This is a genomic window from Leeuwenhoekiella marinoflava DSM 3653, assembly GCF_900129005.1.
In the GTDB taxonomy this organism is placed as follows: domain Bacteria; phylum Bacteroidota; class Bacteroidia; order Flavobacteriales; family Flavobacteriaceae; genus Leeuwenhoekiella; species Leeuwenhoekiella marinoflava.
In genome coordinates this window covers 72,393-91,272 of the sequence record NZ_FQUN01000018.1, presented here as the reverse complement: position 1 = coordinate 91,272, position 18,880 = coordinate 72,393, and the positions used below count along the sequence as shown (strand labels likewise).

General features: G+C 36.9%; 16 protein-coding genes. 6 read left to right on the top strand and 10 right to left on the bottom strand.

The genetic code is table 11. The annotated features are described in order from the left end of the window. Window positions 1-120: 120 nt before the first annotated feature. The 7 genes from BUB91_RS16050 to alaS all read right to left on the bottom strand — a co-directional run bounded on the left by BUB91_RS16050 (window position 121) and on the right by alaS (window position 8,547). A complete protein-coding gene (locus BUB91_RS16050) occupies window positions 121-846 on the bottom strand; it encodes an NUDIX hydrolase (protein ID WP_073100290.1) in 726 nt (241 codons plus the stop codon). 82 nt (window positions 847-928) lie between these two features. Then, window positions 929-2,710, bottom strand: coding sequence for a tetratricopeptide repeat-containing sensor histidine kinase (locus BUB91_RS16045; RefSeq protein WP_073100289.1), 1,782 nt, complete (start codon window positions 2,708-2,710; stop codon window positions 929-931). An 83-nt stretch (window positions 2,711-2,793) separates the two neighbouring features. Beyond that, complete coding sequence (locus BUB91_RS21070; protein ID WP_164917871.1) at window positions 2,794-2,967, bottom strand: hypothetical protein; 174 nt, start codon at window positions 2,965-2,967, stop codon at window positions 2,794-2,796. Window positions 2,968-3,139: 172 nt separating this feature from the next. Beyond that, entirely contained in the window at window positions 3,140-4,210 is a 1,071-nt protein-coding gene (locus BUB91_RS16035; protein WP_073100287.1) for a hypothetical protein, read from the bottom strand. A 186-nt stretch (window positions 4,211-4,396) separates the two neighbouring features. After that, window positions 4,397-4,909 carry a DUF6252 domain-containing protein gene (locus tag BUB91_RS16030; protein ID WP_073100286.1) on the bottom strand — a complete coding sequence of 171 codons (513 nt, stop codon included), beginning with the start codon at window positions 4,907-4,909 and terminating at the stop codon, window positions 4,397-4,399. Between the two features lie 71 nt (window positions 4,910-4,980). Next, window positions 4,981-5,928 carry a GSCFA domain-containing protein gene (locus BUB91_RS16025; protein ID WP_073100285.1) on the bottom strand — a complete coding sequence of 316 codons (948 nt, stop codon included), beginning with the start codon at window positions 5,926-5,928 and terminating at the stop codon, window positions 4,981-4,983. Window positions 5,929-5,934: 6 nt separating this feature from the next. Then, the gene (gene alaS, locus BUB91_RS16020; RefSeq protein ID WP_073100284.1) at window positions 5,935-8,547 is read right to left on the bottom strand and encodes an alanine--tRNA ligase; all 2,613 of its coding nucleotides are present in this window, start codon (window positions 8,545-8,547) and stop codon (window positions 5,935-5,937) included. A 131-nt stretch (window positions 8,548-8,678) separates the two neighbouring features. Here alaS and BUB91_RS16015 point away from each other — a divergent pair, with 131 nt between their 5' ends. From BUB91_RS16015 to BUB91_RS15990, 6 genes are all read left to right on the top strand, one after another. After that, window positions 8,679-9,656, top strand: a complete 978-nt coding sequence (locus tag BUB91_RS16015) for a M23 family metallopeptidase (protein WP_073100283.1) — start codon at window positions 8,679-8,681, stop codon at window positions 9,654-9,656. Next, window positions 9,656-9,985 (top strand): MerR family transcriptional regulator, encoded by a 330-nt coding sequence (locus BUB91_RS16010; protein ID WP_073100282.1) that lies wholly within the window; start codon window positions 9,656-9,658, stop codon window positions 9,983-9,985. Before BUB91_RS16015 ends, BUB91_RS16010 begins: the two co-directional genes overlap by 1 nt. 14 nt (window positions 9,986-9,999) lie before the next feature. After that, window positions 10,000-10,614 carry a LemA family protein gene (locus BUB91_RS16005; RefSeq protein WP_073100281.1) on the top strand — a complete coding sequence of 205 codons (615 nt, stop codon included), beginning with the start codon at window positions 10,000-10,002 and terminating at the stop codon, window positions 10,612-10,614. Further along, window positions 10,614-11,054: a TPM domain-containing protein gene (locus tag BUB91_RS16000; RefSeq protein WP_073100280.1), complete on the top strand. Its 441-nt coding sequence runs from the start codon at window positions 10,614-10,616 to the stop codon at window positions 11,052-11,054. The genes BUB91_RS16005 and BUB91_RS16000 overlap by 1 nt, the downstream gene beginning before the upstream one ends. Next, window positions 11,042-11,872 carry a TPM domain-containing protein gene (locus BUB91_RS15995; protein ID WP_394342921.1) on the top strand — a complete coding sequence of 277 codons (831 nt, stop codon included), beginning with the start codon at window positions 11,042-11,044 and terminating at the stop codon, window positions 11,870-11,872. Before BUB91_RS16000 ends, BUB91_RS15995 begins: the two co-directional genes overlap by 13 nt. A 79-nt stretch (window positions 11,873-11,951) precedes the next feature. Next, window positions 11,952-12,404 carry a hypothetical protein gene (locus tag BUB91_RS15990; RefSeq protein ID WP_073100279.1) on the top strand — a complete coding sequence of 151 codons (453 nt, stop codon included), beginning with the start codon at window positions 11,952-11,954 and terminating at the stop codon, window positions 12,402-12,404. Here BUB91_RS15990 and BUB91_RS15985 read toward each other — a convergent pair. The 3 genes from BUB91_RS15985 to BUB91_RS15975 form a co-directional block, all read right to left on the bottom strand. Continuing rightward, complete coding sequence (locus tag BUB91_RS15985) at window positions 12,393-13,079, bottom strand: DUF922 domain-containing protein (RefSeq protein WP_073100278.1); 687 nt, start codon at window positions 13,077-13,079, stop codon at window positions 12,393-12,395. The two genes, BUB91_RS15990 and BUB91_RS15985, sit on opposite strands and share 12 nt — an antisense overlap. Before the next feature lie 120 nt (window positions 13,080-13,199). Then, on the bottom strand, window positions 13,200-16,001 hold the full coding sequence (locus BUB91_RS15980) for an outer membrane beta-barrel protein (RefSeq protein ID WP_073100277.1): 2,802 nt from the start codon (window positions 15,999-16,001) through the stop codon (window positions 13,200-13,202). Between the two features lie 114 nt (window positions 16,002-16,115). Continuing rightward, the gene (locus BUB91_RS15975) at window positions 16,116-18,857 is read right to left on the bottom strand and encodes an outer membrane beta-barrel protein (RefSeq protein ID WP_073100276.1); all 2,742 of its coding nucleotides are present in this window, start codon (window positions 18,855-18,857) and stop codon (window positions 16,116-16,118) included. Window positions 18,858-18,880 lie beyond the last annotated feature (23 nt).

Sequence of the window (18,880 nt, the reverse complement as noted above, 5' to 3'; positions counted from 1 at the left end):
CGGAAAAGTCTCTAAGCTCTTTCCCAAATCACTAAATTTCAAAAACAGTACTGAAATTGAGCGCACTAAAGTAGCATAAGCTACTTATGCTTACTACAGGGCAAATACCCTATTTTTCTTTTAAATTTCGAAATTGTAACCACTTTCTAAAAGCTCCTGATATTTTTCGAAATCAAAGCGATATAAAAAAGCTCCTCGTTTAGAACCTGATTTATCTTTCTCATCAAGTTTTACCAAAACCTTAAGTGATAACACTTTTTTTCTAAAATTACGGGGATCTAATTCTCGCTGATATATACCTTCATAAAGCTGCTGCAGTTGGGGTATGGTAAATTTCTCTGGAAGTAACTCAAAACCTATGGGCTGGTGCCTGGCTTTACGCCTTAATTTACTTAAAGCATCTGCTACCATCTGATCATGGTCTAGAGCTAGTTTTGGTAAATCTTTTAACGTATACCAATATGCCCCGTGACTTTCTACTAATTCTTTATCATAATCATCAATACGTATTAACGCATAATGCGCTACAGAAAGACAGCGGTAGCCCGGATCACGATCTGTTTTACCGTAGGCTTTAGATTGCTCTAAAAAGATTTCGTCAAGACCGGTTATCTCTTTAAGAACCCTGCGTGCGGCATCATTTACATCTTCATCCAGCTGTACAAAACTTCCTATCAAAGACCAAATTCCAGAATCGGGCTCTACCCTCCTTTTAAAAATCAGCAGTTTTAAATCTCCTTCATCAAAACCAAAAACTATGCAGTCTGTAGCGACATATAGTTTTTCGTGATCAGCATAAAAATCATTATTAGAATTGTTTGCTATACTCGCAGAACTTAGAGCCATGAAAAATTACTTTTAAATTTACAAAATACGTTTTTTTGACGAAAAAAGTAATTGATATTTCCAGATTATGAATTGTATGCTATTAAACTTTTGATTGAAGAAAGATACTTGTCCCGCTGTCTTGAGTTGATTTTATTTCTAAAAGCGCGTTAATGTCATTAGCCCGTTTTTTCATGTTAGAAATACCAAAACCTGAATCATAATTATTGAGATCAAACCCGTTCCCATCATCTGTGATTTCAACTTTAAAACTACTTTTTTGTCCAGTTAAGAGGGATATTGCTATTTTTTTGGCTCCGGCATATTTTACTGCGTTGTTTACAGCCTCTTGAATAATGCGGTAAATAGTCACACCTTCTACTGAAGTAAATACAAATTCTGGGATACCGGCATTTTCATACTCAAAATTGAATTGAATTGAGTCTTTACTATTTTGAGCCCGCCCAATGAAATTGGAAATACGCGTTTGCAAGTCTTCTGCTGTTATTACGTTTTTATTCATGGCCCATATGGTATCGCGCAATTCGTTTATAGTCATGGCTGTAAAAAGACTAATTTCCGTAAGCTTATCTGTAACCTTATGATCTTTATTTTGCAGTTTAAATTTGAGGCTGTCTAGGCTTGATATGATAAAAGTAAGTTGCGAACCTATATTATCGTGTAAGTCCTGTGAAATACGTAGCCGCTGCTCTTCCAAACGGTTTTGCGTTTCAATTTTTGCTAAAGCTACCTGCAGTTCACTCTCTTTTTTTAATTGATCATTCTTCAATTTTTGACGGCTGTAAACCAAATACCCTAAAAGTCCCAGTAAAAAAGCAAAGCCTAAACTGCCGTAGATGTATAAATTCTTTCGGCGTACTTGTAGATCCTTTTCGATTATTTCAGCCCGTTGTTGTAAAATTTGATTTTCTTTTTGTTCTGTATCATATTCTACTTCAAGTGCCGCTATCTTTTTTGAAGTTTCAAGACTGTTGATACTGTCTTTAAAAACTGAATAACGTTCAAAATAATACAAAGCGGAGTCGGTCTGGTTTAATCTTTTAAATGCTTCTGAAATTTGTTGATATGTATATTGCATTAGAAACCTATAATCCTCATTACGAGCTATGGGTAACGATTTTTTAAAAAACGAAATAGCTGTTTTAGGTTTACCTTCTGTCAAATACACCTCTCCTATTTGTGTGTAATTTTCTGCGATACCTTTGCGATCCTTAATTTCCTCACGTATGGATTTAGCTTTATAAAAATATTCCCGCGACAGCTTGTAATTACCCAGCTGACTATATACTCCGGCAAGATTGCTGTAACTATAAGGCAAACCCTCAGTATAATTGCGATTTTCTACAATAGCAAGTCCTTTTTTATAAAAATAAAGAGCACTGTCAAGCTGGCCTTGCATTTCTTTAAGCACTCCATAATTATTATACGTTCGGTCTAAAACTTCTTTATAATTTCCCGCTTCAGCTATTTTCAGCCCCTTATTCATATAATATTGGGCTTTTTCCATATTATCGCGTTTCATTCCATACCCCATTTCCCCATAGAGGTTTGCAGCCTGTGGTTTCAAGTCGTTTTCTTCAAAAACACGAATGGCTTTTAAATTATATTCAACCCGTTTTTCACCATTGGCCTCATATCCATATATAGTTGCTATATTTTTATAAGCTTCACCAATACCCTTTTTATAATCAATTTTTTGAGCATCTTTTAGGTTGTTTTCAAATATTATAATTAATGAATCTGTTTTTAGAGAGCTGTTCTGAACCAGAATAGCATTTAGGGAATCTATTGTTTGAATTTTCTGTGCCGAAATTGTTTGAATACTAAGAAAAATAATAAAAGCCCAATAGTAATGGTGTTTCATAAAAATCTGAATACTTATGGTTTAAAGTCTAATATAGACAAATACGGCGATATGTTGATGTTGATTTATATAGCCTCAAAATTTTAGTAAATATTGATTTCAAGCTGAATGATTAAGGCTTCACTCAAGTTATATTCCAAAAAGTGATACCTATTCAGATGGATTTCTCTTTTTTTTATCTGACTTTGATTAAGCTGAATGCTGCGCTCTAAAAGAGTCATACGCGCTCTGGCTTTTTTCTTACTTATAATGCTCATCAATTGAAAACATACTCCAACAAACAGAAACACTAAAGAGCTGAAAACTATAGCAAGATTTACAAAAAACAAAATCAACAAATAATACATCAGGCTGCAATTAAACAAAAAGCTGCCCGGTAAAGCAGCTTTAAGTATGAATAATAATTTAAAGTGATTTCATTCAAATCTTTTAATCAAAAAACTCTTTTAGCTCTTCATCTATAAATGCACTGCCTGCTTTATAAAGAGCATCGGCCATTTTCTTCCCGTCAGTTTCTGCAAATTTTGCATTTGAACTTATAGTACTGTAGGTATTCTTCACGATGTATAAATCTCCGATGTTTGTATAGGTTGTGACAGCTCCTTTATCAAAAGCACTAGATTTAGTGTCGTCTATTACACCAGAGATGTAAATTGGTTTTTTTAGATAGCCTTTAGATTGAATTTTTTTCAATCCAGATCCCTGATAAAATTCAATCGACGTAGGTATCGTATATGCCTCTTCTCGACCATTCATTCTTAACCCTTTTTTCTTAGGTGCCTGTACTGTATGTGTCCCCATCATAAGATTAGTTTTCACCTGCGCGTTTGCGCCAGATAGACTTTTAAACCAGTTAGAGCCAGACTCACTAAAATTAAGAGCTAATTTCACATCTATTACCAGAGCATCATCAAGATCTTTTGATAGTTGGTTAGGCCCAGAAATTGCCGCCCCCACTGCCTTAAATCTATTTAAAAATCCGTCTTTATTATTGGCTTTGCCCTCAGCTTCTCTTTTAGTGACCATAAAACTAGCCCCACTTGGTAATATCTCCAAATAGCCAGGGTTAGCACTCTCCCGTACATTAGGGCCATTCATACGTTCTGCATTTTTGTAATAATCGGTTTTTGCCGCCCTATCTACATCTACAAGTTCATATCCTTTAGCTTTAAGGTCTGCCACAAATTCTGCATAAAGTTTATCTACTTCTTCCTGAAGTAATTGAGCATCTACACCTTGAAGACCCAAAGCGGCTTCTGCAGTAGCTTCACCTCTTCCCTTACCTCTAAACTCACGCTTTTCTTTATAATCTAAATCTTCCCGGTAAACTTCTACCAAAACCTGAAAATCTGATATATAGGCCTTCTTAGTCATTTTTTTATTAGGCTTTTGCCCCCAGTGATCCAATTTTGCATTAACTGCTGTTAAGGTTTGCGACTGAGCAGAGCTACCTAAAAAAAACAGCAATAACATTAACACATAAAAATAATTTGTTTTCATAATCTATAAAGTTTTAAAGTTTTTACAGTCCAAAAGTCACTGAAAACCAAGCATCAATCAATACGGCAATTGCCCTATTTATTTTTATAAAAATGTTGGTTTTCGGCAAAAAAGAAGCCGAAAAGAAAGGTTTTAAAACCCACTCCCGGCTTCACGTAAAAACCTCAACACTTGAGATTTTTTAAGCTAATCTCGTATGGAAACATTAAATGTTCCGTTACTAACTACTACTTTTTGAGAGGTGTCGCTAGTTAGGTAACCGGTAAAGCTAAAAGTGCCTTTAACGCGTTCACCCTTTCTATATTCGGCAATTTTGATCTCGCCGTTTGAAGCCGAACCGTTTGAAGTTGAAAAAATCTGAGCACTCATAAAATCAGTTTTATCTCCTAGAAAAGTATAGGTAGCAATATTAACGCCATTTAGATCATAGGCACCCTCACCTTCAAAACCTATAATACTTATTTGTATATTTTCAGAATCTACTGAACCACCTGAAATTGTAATTACTTCAAAACCTGTTGATGAATTTTCTTCAGCGATTGTAGCCTCGGGCATAGACTCATAAATTTTACCGTCAACACTTGCGGTAAGTTCGCCATTGGCAGTTGCACTATCGCCTCCATCATCATCTTTTGAACAGGCGGTTAAAAGTGTGAGACTTAAAATTAAGGTTGAACTAATTTTTGTACTTGTTTTCATGGTTTTATTTTTGATTTACAAAACAAATTTCTTGTAAATCAAAACCGTAATCCATAAGGCATTTGCCGTATTTAAAACCGTATTTGAGGATATTGAGCCTGAAGAGTACTCTTTTTAACCTCCAGTTTTTTAAGGAATTTTTGATGTTGTTCAGAATTAGCATTGAAAGGTTTGTGCGCTAAACCTCGCTGAATTTCTTCTACCTGTTGCATTGTTTTGTGAGTCTCTTCGGAAACATAAACCGAAATAAAACATTCCCAAATATAAGCTACGGCCAACTCATTAGGATGTATTAAATCCCGCTTGTAAAAGCGATAATCCCGGAGTTCATCCATTACAATCTCGTAGGAAGGAAAATATTCGGTTTGCTCTGTTTTATCAATAACCGAATGTACTGCTGTTAATAAATGTGCCTTACTGCGCTGGTTTTCTATAAAGCCATCTTTGATATGACGTACAGGCGAAATCGTAAAAAGGACGTTTAGCTTTGAATTTAGATTCTGTATTGAATTTAAAGTACGACGTAAAGCATCTTCGATATCACTTACAGTAGCCAACTCTTTATCAAATTCTCGCTGTGGAATCTTATGACAATTGACTACTATTTTATCTTGAGTTTTATGCCTATATCCCCAGGCTGTACCTAAGGTTATAATAACATGAGAAGCTGCTTCTAATTGTATGCGAGCTTGTGCGATAGCAGCATTTAAAAGCTTTAAAGTCTCAGAAACTGAAGCTCCACTCAAATCTGAATGCGCATCCAGACACACAAAACGTTCTTGAACTTCTAACAGCTCTACTTCTGTAAATATTTTACCCGAAACTACATACTCAAAAAACCGGGCAATAGCTTCAGGATGAAATAAAATTCCAAAAGGATTTACCTGATTTTTAAACTTATAATATTCGAGTTTTGCTGCTATATTTTCAACAAAACAACTACCAACCAAGAGAATCTCTGAATCGTAATCAAACTGATTCTTTGAAGGTTTTAATGGTATGGTAGTTTGTAGTTTCAAAATAATTTAGCTCAAATACTTTTTGACCTCAGCAAGTGCTTGCGCGATACCTTCAGGATTTCTCCCTCCTGCAGTTGCAAAAAATGGCTGACCGCCACCGCCACCTTGAATAAATTTACCCAATTCACGTACGATGGTTCCCGCGTTTAAGTCTTTTGCTTTGGCTAAATCTTTATCAACATAACAGCTCAACAAGGCTCTTCCGCCTTGACGTGAAGCTAACAACAAAAATAAGTTATCTACTTCACCACCCAGTTGAAATGCCAAATCTTTAATTCCGTTAGCATCCAGATCAACTTCCCTAGCTAAGAACTGAACAGCACCAACTGATTCTAGTTCGTTTTTCAATTCACCCTTAAGATTCTTCGCTTTTTCGGCTAATAAAGAATCTAACTGCTTTTTGAGTTCGTTATTTTCTTCCTGTAAACCTTCAATTACTTTTGCAGGTTCTTTGGTGTTATTCAGCAAGCCTCGTACCGCTTCTAAAGTCTCGTCCTGATCTTCAAAATACTGCATTACAGCATCACCTGTAATCGCTTCAATACGACGAATTCCCGATGCTACCGCTCCTTCTGACTTGATTTTAAAATACCAGATATCTCCAGTATTTGCTGCATGAGTTCCCCCACACAATTCCATAGATTTACCAAAACGAATTGTACGTACAGCATCACCATATTTCTCACCAAAAAGTGCAATAGCTCCTTCAGAAATTGCCTGATCGTATGGGATACTGCGTTTTTCTTCTAAAGGTAATTGCTCCTGAATACGCGCGTTTACAAACTGCTCAACATCTTTCAATTCTTCTGAAGTAACTTTTGAATAGTGCGAAAAGTCAAATCGTAAATAACCACTGTGCACCATAGAACCTTTTTGCTCTACGTGGGTTCCTAAAACTGCTCGCAATGCTTGATGCAATAAGTGCGTTGCAGTATGATTGGCTTGTGTTCGGTTACGTTGCTTCGCATCAACAACCGCAGTAAAGATTTCGTTTAAATTCTTCGGAAGGTTTTTAGAAAGATGAATAATCAGATTATTTTCTTTCTTGGTATCAGTGATATAAATCACATCGCCATTTGCCGTTTCTAAATAACCTTTATCACCTACCTGACCTCCGCCCTGTGCATAAAAAGGCGTTAGATTGAAGACCAGTTGGTATTGATCGCCTTCCTTTTTTGTGGTGATTTTTCGGTAGCGGGTAATACGCACAGGAGTTTCTAGCGTATCATAACCCACAAATTCCTCTTCAGCATCATCTTCTATAACTGTCCAGTCACCTGCTTCAATTTTTCCGGCAGCACGAGAACGTTCTTTTTGCTTTTGTAATTCTGTCTGAAAACCTTTCTCATCTAGACTGTAGCCTTTTTCAGAAAGAATTAATGCAGTTAAATCTATAGGAAAACCATACGTATCATACAGTTCAAAAGCTTTCATTCCCGAAACTTCTTTTCCGGTTGTGTCTGCTATTATTGAATCTAAAAGAACCAAGCCTTGATCGAGTGTTCTTAAAAAGCTTTGCTCTTCCTCTTTAATTACATTGAAAATAAGATTCTGTTGCTTTTTCAATTCCGGGAAAGCTTTTCCCATTTCATCAACAAGAACGCTAACCAATTTGTATATAAAAGGCTCTTTAGTGTCTAAAAAGGTAAAACCGTAACGCACGGCACGACGCAAGATGCGACGTATCACATAACCCGCTCCGGTATTACTAGGCAATTGCCCGTCTGCTATTGAAAATGCAACAGCACGCACGTGATCTGCAATTACACGAATCGCGATATCTGTTTCTTCTTTTAAAGCGTATTTTGAATTGGTGATGGTTTCTATCTCTCGAATAAGCGGTGTAAAAACATCAGTATCGTAGTTTGATGTTTTATTCTGAAGCACCATACACAATCTTTCAAAACCCATCCCGGTGTCAATATGTCGTGCCGGAAGGTTTTCAAGAGAACCGTTTGCTTTTCTGTTAAATTGAATAAAAACCAGGTTCCAGATTTCTACTACTTGCGGGTGATCTGCATTCACTAAATCAGCTCCCGGTATTTTTGCTTTTTCTTCTTCAGAACGCAGGTCAACGTGGATCTCAGAACACGGTCCACAAGGTCCCTGATCGCCCATTTCCCAAAAGTTATCTTTTTTATTTCCGTTTAAGATTCTATCTTTTGCAATGTGTTTGCTCCACATATCAAAAGCTTCGGTATCTCGCTCCAGGTCTTCACTGCTATCTCCCTCAAATATGGTCACATACAACTTGTCTTTATCAATATTAAAGACTTCGGTAAGCAACTCCCAAGACCAGTCTATCGCTTCTTGTTTAAAGTAATCCCCAAAACTCCAGTTACCCAGCATCTCAAACATTGTATGGTGATAGGTATCTTTACCTACCTCTTCAAGATCGTTATGTTTTCCACTTACGCGCAGACATTTCTGGGTATCAGTAACCCGCGTATCTTTTGGAATCCCATTACCAAGAAAAAATTCCTTAAATTGATTCATTCCTGCATTGGTAAACATCAATGTAGGATCATTTTTAATCACCATTGGCGCAGAAGCCACGATGGAATGGTTTTTGGACGTAAAGAATGATAAAAACTGATCGCGTATTTCTTGGGATTTCATGAGTGAATTTTAGAGTAGATTTTGCCAATATAGCATTAGCGGCAAACTATTTTTTATATTTGTTCGTTTCCCTTTATTTAATTAAAGGTTAGAGACCTGAATTTTAACGCAAAAATAGAATAATTTAAATAATGTCTAAGGTTAAATATTATTACGATAAAGAGACGCTTTCCTATAAAAAAATAGAGAAGCGTAAAGGTCGTAAACTTGGCTACGGATTGCTTTCTATTGTGGCATCTTTTTTAGCTGGTTTTATTCTCCTGCTTATTTACCTCAATATTCCGGATCTGGAAACTCCTCGCGAAAAAGCACTTACTCGCGAACTTCAGAATATGAAAGTTCAATATGGCGTGCTCAACAAAAAATTAGATCAAGTACAGCATGTTCTTGGTGAGATTGAAGAGCGCGACAACAGTATTTACAGACTGTATTTTGAAGCAAACCCTATACCTGATGAGCAGCGTAAAGCGGGTTTTGGAGGTGTAAACCGCTATAAAGATCTTGAAGGATATGACAATTCTAAATTGATTATAGAAACTAACAAACGGCTTGACATTCTAACTAAACAGCTTGTGGTTCAAAGCAAATCACTCGATGAAATTGCTGTCTTAGCAGAAGAAAAAGAAAAATTTCTTGATGCAATACCGGCTATACAGCCTGTCGCCAATAAAGACCTTACTCGAATAGCTTCTGGATACGGTTTACGTACAGACCCTTTTACAAAAGAGCGTAAAATGCACTGGGGAATGGATTTTACCGCTCCTCGCGGAACACCTATCTATGCTACCGGTAATGGTGTTGTAGAGCGTGCAGATAACAACGCTACCGGATACGGAAATCACATACGTATTGATCACGGTTATGGTTATGTGAGTCTTTATGCACATTTGTATAAATACAATATAAAAAAAGGACAAAAAGTTGAACGTGGAGATTTAATAGGTTTCGTGGGAAGTACAGGTCGCTCTGAAGCACCACATGTGCACTATGAAATCTTTAAAGATGGGCAACGCATTAACCCTATTAATTTCTACTACGGAAATCTTTCCCCTGAAGAGTTTGATGTAATTTTACAGAAAGCTCAGCTAGAAAACCAATCTCTGGATTAATGCACGTACAACTGCCCGAAAAATTATATTATAGCATCGGCGAAGTCGCTGAAGCCTTTGGCGTAAACACGTCATTGATACGTTTTTGGGAGAAAGAGTTTGACGCACTTAAACCTAAGAAAAATGCTAAGGGCAATCGTAAATTCACTCCGGAAGACATTAAAAATCTGGAACTGATCTATCACTTAGTAAAAGAACGTGGCTTTACTCTAGAAGGAGCTAAAACGCATTTAAAAGAAAATAAACAACAAACACTCAATAAATTTGATCTTATTAGAAAATTGGAAGGCATAAAAGCACAACTTCAAGAATTAAAAGATCAACTCTAAATCAATCATCAAACATGAAAAAAGGACTCATTGCACTCATCGTAATCGTTATTTTGGGAATTATTGGCTATTCATTTTTTAAAGGCTTTTACAATAACGCAATAACATTAAAAGAAGACGCAACAAAACAATGGGGCAACGTAGAAAGCAGCTATCAGCGTAGATCTGATCTGATTCCTAATATTGTAAACACGGCTAAAGGTTATGCAGAATTTGAGCAAAAAACGCTTACAGACGTTATTGAAGCTCGTTCTAAAGCTACCGGCGTGAACATAGACCCATCTAATGTTACTCCAGAGCAACTGGCGCAGTTTCAACAAGCTCAAAGTGGTGTGAGCTCTGCTTTATCTAGACTTTTAGTAACGGTAGAACGTTATCCTGACCTAAAGGCTAATGAAAACTTCAAAGAACTCATCAACGAATTGGAGCGTACCGAAAACCGCATCAATGTAGAGCGTAACCGTTACAACGAGGCTATCGCTCCTTATAACAAGCACATCAAGACTTTCCCTAATAATATCGTAAATAACTTCATTGGTAACTTTGAAGAGATGGGATATTTTAAAGCGGATGAAGGTGCTGAAAGTGCTCCTGAGGTCAATTTTGACTTCAATAACGACGCAGCATAATGGCATCTATAGTTGAAGACTTTTTAAATACCGAGGAAGAACAGGACGTTGTAGAAGCCATACGTCAAGCCGAACTCAAAACATCTGGTGAGATTCGAGTGCATCTGGAACGCCAATGTGAAGGTGAAGCGCTAGAGCGAGCAAAACTGCTTTTTCACCAACTGAAAATGGACAATACCAAAGCAGAAAATGGTGTTCTAATCTATGTGGCAATAGACGCTAAAAAGTTTGCTATTTGTGGGGATCGCGGTATTAATAAAGTTGTTCCTGAAGGATTTTGGCAAAGCACCAAAGACTTGATGCAAACTGAATTTAAAAATCGAAAGTTTAAAAGTGGTTTAGTAAAAGGAATTATTTCTGCGGGTGAGCAACTTGCACACTTTTTTCCTTGGGATGAAGACGACATAAATGAACTTTCAGACGAAATATCAACCTCTTGATTTATTTATCCAAATTATATACTTTTAGAAATGCAGTGCTCATTGCTTTTCTTTTTTGCCTTACCGCAACAAGTTTTGCACAGTATGACATTCCTGAAGTTCCCAGTGAGCAAACCAGTGTTTACGACTATGCCGGACTCTTAAATTCCGGTCAAAAATCTGCTTTAGAAAATAAACTGGTTAAATACAGCGATACAACTTCAACTCAAATTGTAGTTGTTATTATTCCAAGTACCAAAGGAGAAGACATTAGTTTTCTAGGAGCAAAATGGGGACAGAAATGGGGAATTGGTCAAAAAGGTAAAGACAACGGTATTCTCATCACATTAGCCACTAAAGATCGTAAGGTTGACATCAATACCGGTTATGGTATTGAGACAATCATAACAGATCGTATGGCAGAACAGGTGATCAACCGCGTTATCATTCCGCAGTTTAAAAAAGGAGATTATTACGCTGGTTTAGATCAAGGGTCTGATGCTATTTTCCAAATGTTGCAAGGAGAATATGAAGGTGCAAGACCACAGAATAACCAGCCCGGTTTCAAAAACTTTTTGCCAGTTATTATAATCTTCTTTGTTATCATTTTTATTCTCAGTCGATCTCGTGGAGGTGGCGGAGGTAGAAATGGTGGTAGACGCAGTGGAGCCGGCAGCTTACTTGATGTTATTATCTTGAGCAGTTTGGGTCGTGGCGGCCTTGGAGGAGGTGGCTTTGGAGGAGGATCTTCTGGAGGTGGTTTTGGCGGCGGCGGAGGCTTTGGTGGTGGCTTCGGAGGCGGAGGCTTTGGCGGAGGCGGTGCTTCCGGTGGGTGGTAACACGCCTGCTAAAGTTGTGTTGTTCATTTCACACCGCAATAACCATCAGTTAATACCCCAATTTTAAAAGGCAATTGATTTGGAATCTTTTCTAAAACTCATACATCAGATCACCCAATACGGAACAACACCAGTTGTGCAAACGAACACTATAGTTTCTCTAAAAAAATCTCTGGGAGACCTCTATGCGCTCTACGTCAATCTGAATTCAAATTTTGATGAGCAACTTTACGAAGAAGTGCAACGTCTGGATTATGCTGAAGTTTATGCGCACGTAAAAGTGAATTTCCCGGAATTTGGTTATTATAACCAAATTTCAGAACTATTAAAACTTGAACATTCACCAGAGGTTGTTACCGGGGACGCTTTAGATGATCTTACAGACCTTATTATTGATCTAAGCGAAGTTGCGTGGCGTTTAGAAAATACAAGTCTTAATGATGGGCTGTGGTACTTCAATACGTTGATGAAGATTCATTCTGAAGCACATCTACTCAATTTATTAACGTATTTAAAAGCTTTAGAGCCCTAGCTGTAAATCTATATAACTATCCCAACCAGACTGAGCTATAACTTCTGTCCCGTGATGGGTTTCCTCGTCATATTTGCGCTGTGCTTCATTATATTGCTTTTCAAATTCTAAAAATACTTCATCTATTGCTTTTCCGGAACTTGCATGAATATTTTGCTTAGTCAATTCAGCTTTGAGTTTACGAGTATAGACTTCACACAAATCAAAGTGACGCTGCTCGTGATTTAAAATCGAATCAGTCTTTTTATCGGCTCGCACCCAACTTTTGGTACAGTCAAATGTATTTGTAACAACAAGCTTGGCTTTTGTAAATACGCTAAATAAACTCGTTTGATAAATTATAGAACAGTAACTCTCTGTATCAAAAGAAGATTTTTCTGAAACCTCACCTTTAAAATCATCCCAACTTAGTTTTCTGTTTTCTGACCAGCTTATTTCTAACTGATATTTTTGAGGATTATTAACACGGTACGCTACAGCACTAATCCTGGCGCAAGTGCTCCATAAATCTGGCTCTTTATTTTTGACCAGCTTAATAAGGTTTGCGCCATTTTTTCGGGCAATTTCTTTCAGCAGGGCTATCATTTGGGGATAGGTACAATCTTTTGATAGTCCGTTATCAGAGGCTCTCAACTCTCCTACTTCAATTCCATTTAAATCCTGATTATCTTCCACAGGAAGTACAACAATCTCAGTTTCTTCAACCAGAGAAGGCTGAGAATTTATAATTGACGAACGCAGTTTTGGGCTGCATTGTACAAAACAATAATAACTAACCCGAAAGTTTTCAGCAATTTAATCAAACCAATTATTCTCTCTAACCTCACCTTTTTTCCCAAGCGTATTGAATTTATAACTAAAACTCAACATAAAGTATTGCTGCAACACAGTACTCTGTACATCTTCTACATAAGATTGCGTTGCATTACGGCGCGAGTTTGTATTCTGATTGAGCAAATCATAAACTTTGAATGTTGCCAATGCTTTATTCTGCAAGAAGGAATAGGCTAAAGAACTATTCCAAAAAACAGCATCTTTCTGAAAACCAGAACCTACATTAGGATTATAGATGTAGCGTATATCATTTTCCCAAGTAAGCCATTCTGGGAAAAACGTGGTGGTACGCAAACGTGCAGAATGTTGTGTAAACTCACGCCCGTCAAAAAAGTCACGATTAAAACTTGTGTTGTTAAATTCAATACTATATTCTGGTCGTAACTCAAACCATTTATTCCAAGTAAAGCGCAGACCTAAGCGAGGTTCTACTCTTTTAGTCAAACTAGCATACTGATCTTCATTAAAAAAGTTCACAAAGCGGTTAGTACTACCGTATAACCCAGTTTCAATTTTTAAAGTTCTAAGACTATCTAACTTGATATCTTTGTTATAACTAACACTTGCATTAGCATTATAAACCCCATCAACATTTGTAAATGTAGTTTCTCTAACAAAATTATCATCAACTCTTGTAAGATTCACTACTTGATCATTAGTAAAGTTTGCTCCTATGTAAGCATAAAATCCTGTTCTGGATTCCCAATCATAATTGTTTAATCCTAAATTAAATGAATGGCTGTTTGTTGGGTTCAGGTTGGGATTTCCCTGTAAGGTGTTAATTGGGTCTGAAACATCAAGATATGGTGACAGCTGCCTTACATCTGGAGCGTTATTGTTCAAACGGTAAGATGACCAAAGGCTGAATTTCTGACTGAAGTTATAATTCAACCGTGCTGAAGCCTCAAGAGCATTAAATTTATTTTCAAAGTCAATATCTCGTACTCTGTTTCCTGTGTTGTCAGTTAACAAATCTTCACCGGTTAACTTTCGGGCTACATAAGCTGCACTAATACCTGCTCTTATTTTTTTATCGTTATACGTGATTCCCAGTTGCGGTTTATGGGTTCGGTTTCTACTTTCAAAATCGGTACTTTGAGGTAAAATGATATCATCAAAACTTTGGCTGACATTATCAAAACCGTACACGAGTTGTGTATTGGTTCGATTTTGAGAATTGTATTCATATTCAGTCTCTACAAATAGTTTTTTAGCTATAATGGGAATTCGCCAGTTTACATTAGTTGTAATACCATTGTTTACATTATCCCCATCAGTAAATTGATTACGCAGAATTTGACTGGGATTATCTCCATAGACATTTGTTTGCGAATTTGTAAAATCGTCGCTTTGAGTATTGTCTAACTGAAGGTTTCCATTAATTCTAATAAACCCTCCTTTATCCCCATATCTTTTAGTTGCTGTTAGGCGATTACCAAAGTTACGAGTCGTTCTAAAGTTACTATTTTCATAATCGCTCTCATTCACTAAGCTTCCGTCAACGTTAGTTACTTCTGAGTTACCACTACCGGTATTTTGCCCTTCAGAATAAGAAAACCTAGGCAAAACCTCAATCATTAGTGTAGAGTCAATTTTAGCCTGAAATCTAAGGTTTGCCGAATGATCATCAACATTAGAATCTGTTCTTGAAGCACTTACCGATGTAAAACGGTTTTGAGGTAAAATATTCTCTCGATTACGCTGGGTTTCTTCAAAACTATTGGAGCCGGAATAAAAGTAATCTGCAGAAGTTTCTATTTTTTCACCAAAATCATTGGCAAAATTCATTCCTGCGTTACGTGAATTTACAATACCACTTCCCATACCAAAGCTTCTACCGCTTATATTAAAACCGCCATTGCTACTAATAGAGATTGAATTTGCATTACCAAACATTTTCTGAATCTCTCCAAAACTAAAACCCGGAGAATTGATATTATTTCCACTTCCCAAAACACTTATTCGCAAATCGTTGTCAAAATAATTACCTATCCCGGCATATTCAAAACGATCATCGGTTCCTCCACCAGCAGCAACACGACCAAAGAGCCCTTTATTTTTATCCTCGTCAATAGTTATATTGATCGTTTTATTCTCGCTATCTCCTTCCTCTCCTGCAAATTCCTGTGACTCTGTTTTAGTGTCAACTACCTGAATTTTATTAATGAGTTCTTTAGTAAGGTTACGGGTTGCAATAGTAGGGTCATCGCTAAAAAAGGGTTTCCCGTTTACCAATATATTACTAACCGGTTTTCCGTTTATACGTATCTTACCATCTGCATCAACTTCTGCTCCGGGAAGTTCCTTAAGTAAATCCTCTAGTGTTGCATCTGGATTTGTTTTAAAAGAAGCTGCATTAAATTCTAAGGTATCCTTTTTTATAACCACTGGAGCAGCTCTTCCTTTTACCACTACATCTCCTAAAGATTCTACTTGAAATTCTAACGGAATAGATCCCAAATCAATCGTGCTGTTTTGAGTAAAATCTATCTCCTTTTCAAAAGATTGATACCCCACAAAAGTGACAAAAAGATTTGCCTTGGCCAGCGAGTTTTTACCACTCAATTCAAAATTACCATTGCGATCACTTATCGTATAAGTAATCATAGTACTGTCTTTTAACGTTTCGAGAACAACAGTTGCCGCTTCTATGGGTGTCTGCTGTTCATTATCGATCAAACTACCGGTAATTTTAAAATCTTGGGAGAATGCACTAATGGAGAATAGGCCTAGTACGAGGCACAGTAAGTAACGATTGATCATGATTGTTTTTTGATTGATACACGAAGAAATGTATTTCTTATAAAACTAAAAAATTAGTTATTATCTTTAAGATAACTTTAACTATTTCTTGCTCAATCACTTTATACTAACAATCTATCTTCTTCTAGGACCTCCTCTTCTATTCCCACTTCCAGATTGACCTCCAAAATTGCTGAGTTTATACGTGAAACTCAGCATCGCATATTGAGTTAAAATCAAACTGTTTGTATCTTGAATATAATCGTCTCCTATTATTCTACGAGTATCTACCACCTGATCCAGCAAATCATAAACCTTGAGTTTTAACGTAGCCTTTTCATCTAAAAATTGATATCCTAAACTGCTATTCCAAAGAATTGAAGAATTTTGAAAACCAGGAGATACATTACCGTTGTAGTTATATGTGATATCATTACCAAAAATCACACTTTTTGGCCAGAAAGTTGTCGCTTCAAAACCAACAGTATGATTGACAAAATCTTCGTTTCGTCCAGTATTTATAGAATACTGTGTATCATTGTAAGTCAGGCTATAGCTTGGATTCAACTCAAAAAATTCTTGAATCGCATAGGTAAGCCGTATCCCCGGACTGAAACTAAACCGTTTTGAATTGAATAAAGTTCCGTTTGTAAAACCTACATTCTTGTTGTAATTCCCGGTAAGACTCAACCGGTATCTAAACTCCTTTTCCTCTTTACGGGTACTTTTAGTATAAAAAAGGCGTACTCCTGCAGCCATTGCGCCATCTACATTTGCATAGCTTGTAGTACGTCTTAAATCATCTCCTATCGTACTTACAGAAACTACCTGGTTTTCGGTAAAATTTAAAGAGAACGAACTAAAAATACCGCTACCGCCACCGGCTCCAAAATTAAAACTTCTAAAACCTCCATCTATATTATGACTATAAGCAGGACGTAATTCTGGATTACCGATAACAATATTTAACGGGTTTGTTCTATCAGGAACTGGTTGTAACTGACGGATTGAAGGTGTGTTTGCGTTGGTTCGGTAATTTAAATAAATACTCTTAGAACGCTGCAATTCATAATTTACTCGTGCCTGTAAATACAAATTGTTATAGGTATTATCAAAACTTACCGGATTGAGCAAATTTTCATTTTTAAGTATCGTATTTAGCAACCCAAAGTTTGTATTGATGCGCCATGCCTCGTGGTCATAGTTTAAGCCTATACTTGGCGTATTACGAAAGGTGTTTACCTCAAAATCACTGCTCAACGTATCATTTTGTACCGTATAATTCCCGGTATCATCTGCTTCAAAAATGTATCTCGAGTTAGTAGACTTTACAGAAGAAAAATCATAAGACAGATCCATAAAAAAGTCTGTTGCCAGAACCAGTCGCTGCTCTACCTCAAAGCCATACTCATACTGTTTCTCATCTTCATCTATATATTGATCCTGAACTTCGGTACGGGCATCATCTCCAAAGAATTCACTACGCGAAAAGTAAAAGTCATCGTTCTCCTGATCGCTATAATCCTGAGAAAGCTCTAATCTTAAATAAGCTCCACGGCTTCCAAAACGTTTTATAAAATCAAGATTATTATTAAAACTCATGCTAGAACCATCTCCCTGATTTGCAGTTTCAGTATTGTTTACCAGATCGCGATTTCCGTCTAAAGAATTTGCCATCGAACTGCGAATAGATTTGGTTTTATTAGTATTGAATCTTGGAGAAAAAGAAAGACGCGTCAGCGTATCAAATTCTACTTCAAAACGTGCATTAGCACGATGCCTGTCGTTTAAAGCGTTACTACTATTTTCTGAGTTCGAGTAATAAGTTGTATCGGGTAAAATATTTTCACGTTCAGTTCTAGAGCGGGTATCTGTATCAGAACGATCAAAGAAATAATCACCGTTGAATTCGTATTTATCATTCCATTCGTTACTATAGTTCAGACCGGCTGTTTCAGATTTAGTGATCCCTCCACTTCGATTTCCCGAAGCTACAGCACGTGCACCGCTACGCCCCATCATTCCGTAAACATCATCAAAATCAAAACCTGAACTATTGATATTATTAGATCCTGCAAGAGCCGTCAAACGCATATTATCTTTAAAGACGTTACCTATACCGCTCATTTCATAGCGCTCGTTTGTCCCACCGCCAACTGTAGCACGGGCAAAATATCCTTTGTTTTTATCCTTCTTAATCGTGATGTTGATGGTCTTGTTTTCAGAATCTCCGGACTTCCCGGTAAATTCTTCAGACTTAGTCTTGGTATCAACTACCTGTAGCTTTTCAATAATTTCCTTCGGAAGGTTTTTAGTTGCGATTTTAGGGTCGTCACCAAAGAACTCTTTTCCGTTTACCAGAATTCTAGAAACCGGTTTACCATTTATGGTTATCTCACCATCTGAATTTACTTCTGCACCCGGAAGTTTTTTAAGTAACTCTTCAAGATTCGCATCGGGTCTGGTGTCAAAGGAGGCCGCATTAAACTCAAGCGTATCTTTTTTGACTGTTACCGGCGCCCGGTTAGCAACCACCACAACCTCATCTAACAAATTATCTTGTATTTCCAGTTTAAGATTACCCATCTCTATTTTAGGCTCTATGCTGACTTCTTTACGCATCGGTTTAAAACCGGCATAAGACACAAAAAGGTTTAACTTTTTTTGATCTGTATTACCTTCCATCTCAAAAAAACCTTCCCGATTTGTAATACCATAGGTTACCAAGGTAGTATCACTTGCTTTTTCTACATAAACCGTAGCAGATTCTAACGGAACGCCATTGTTATCTAAAATTTTTCCTGAAAGTTCAAAGTTTTGCGCAAACAGAGATTGACCTAATAAAATCCCAAAAAGAAGAAGTAAGAAATGCTTCATAAACCTAATAGATGTACATTATA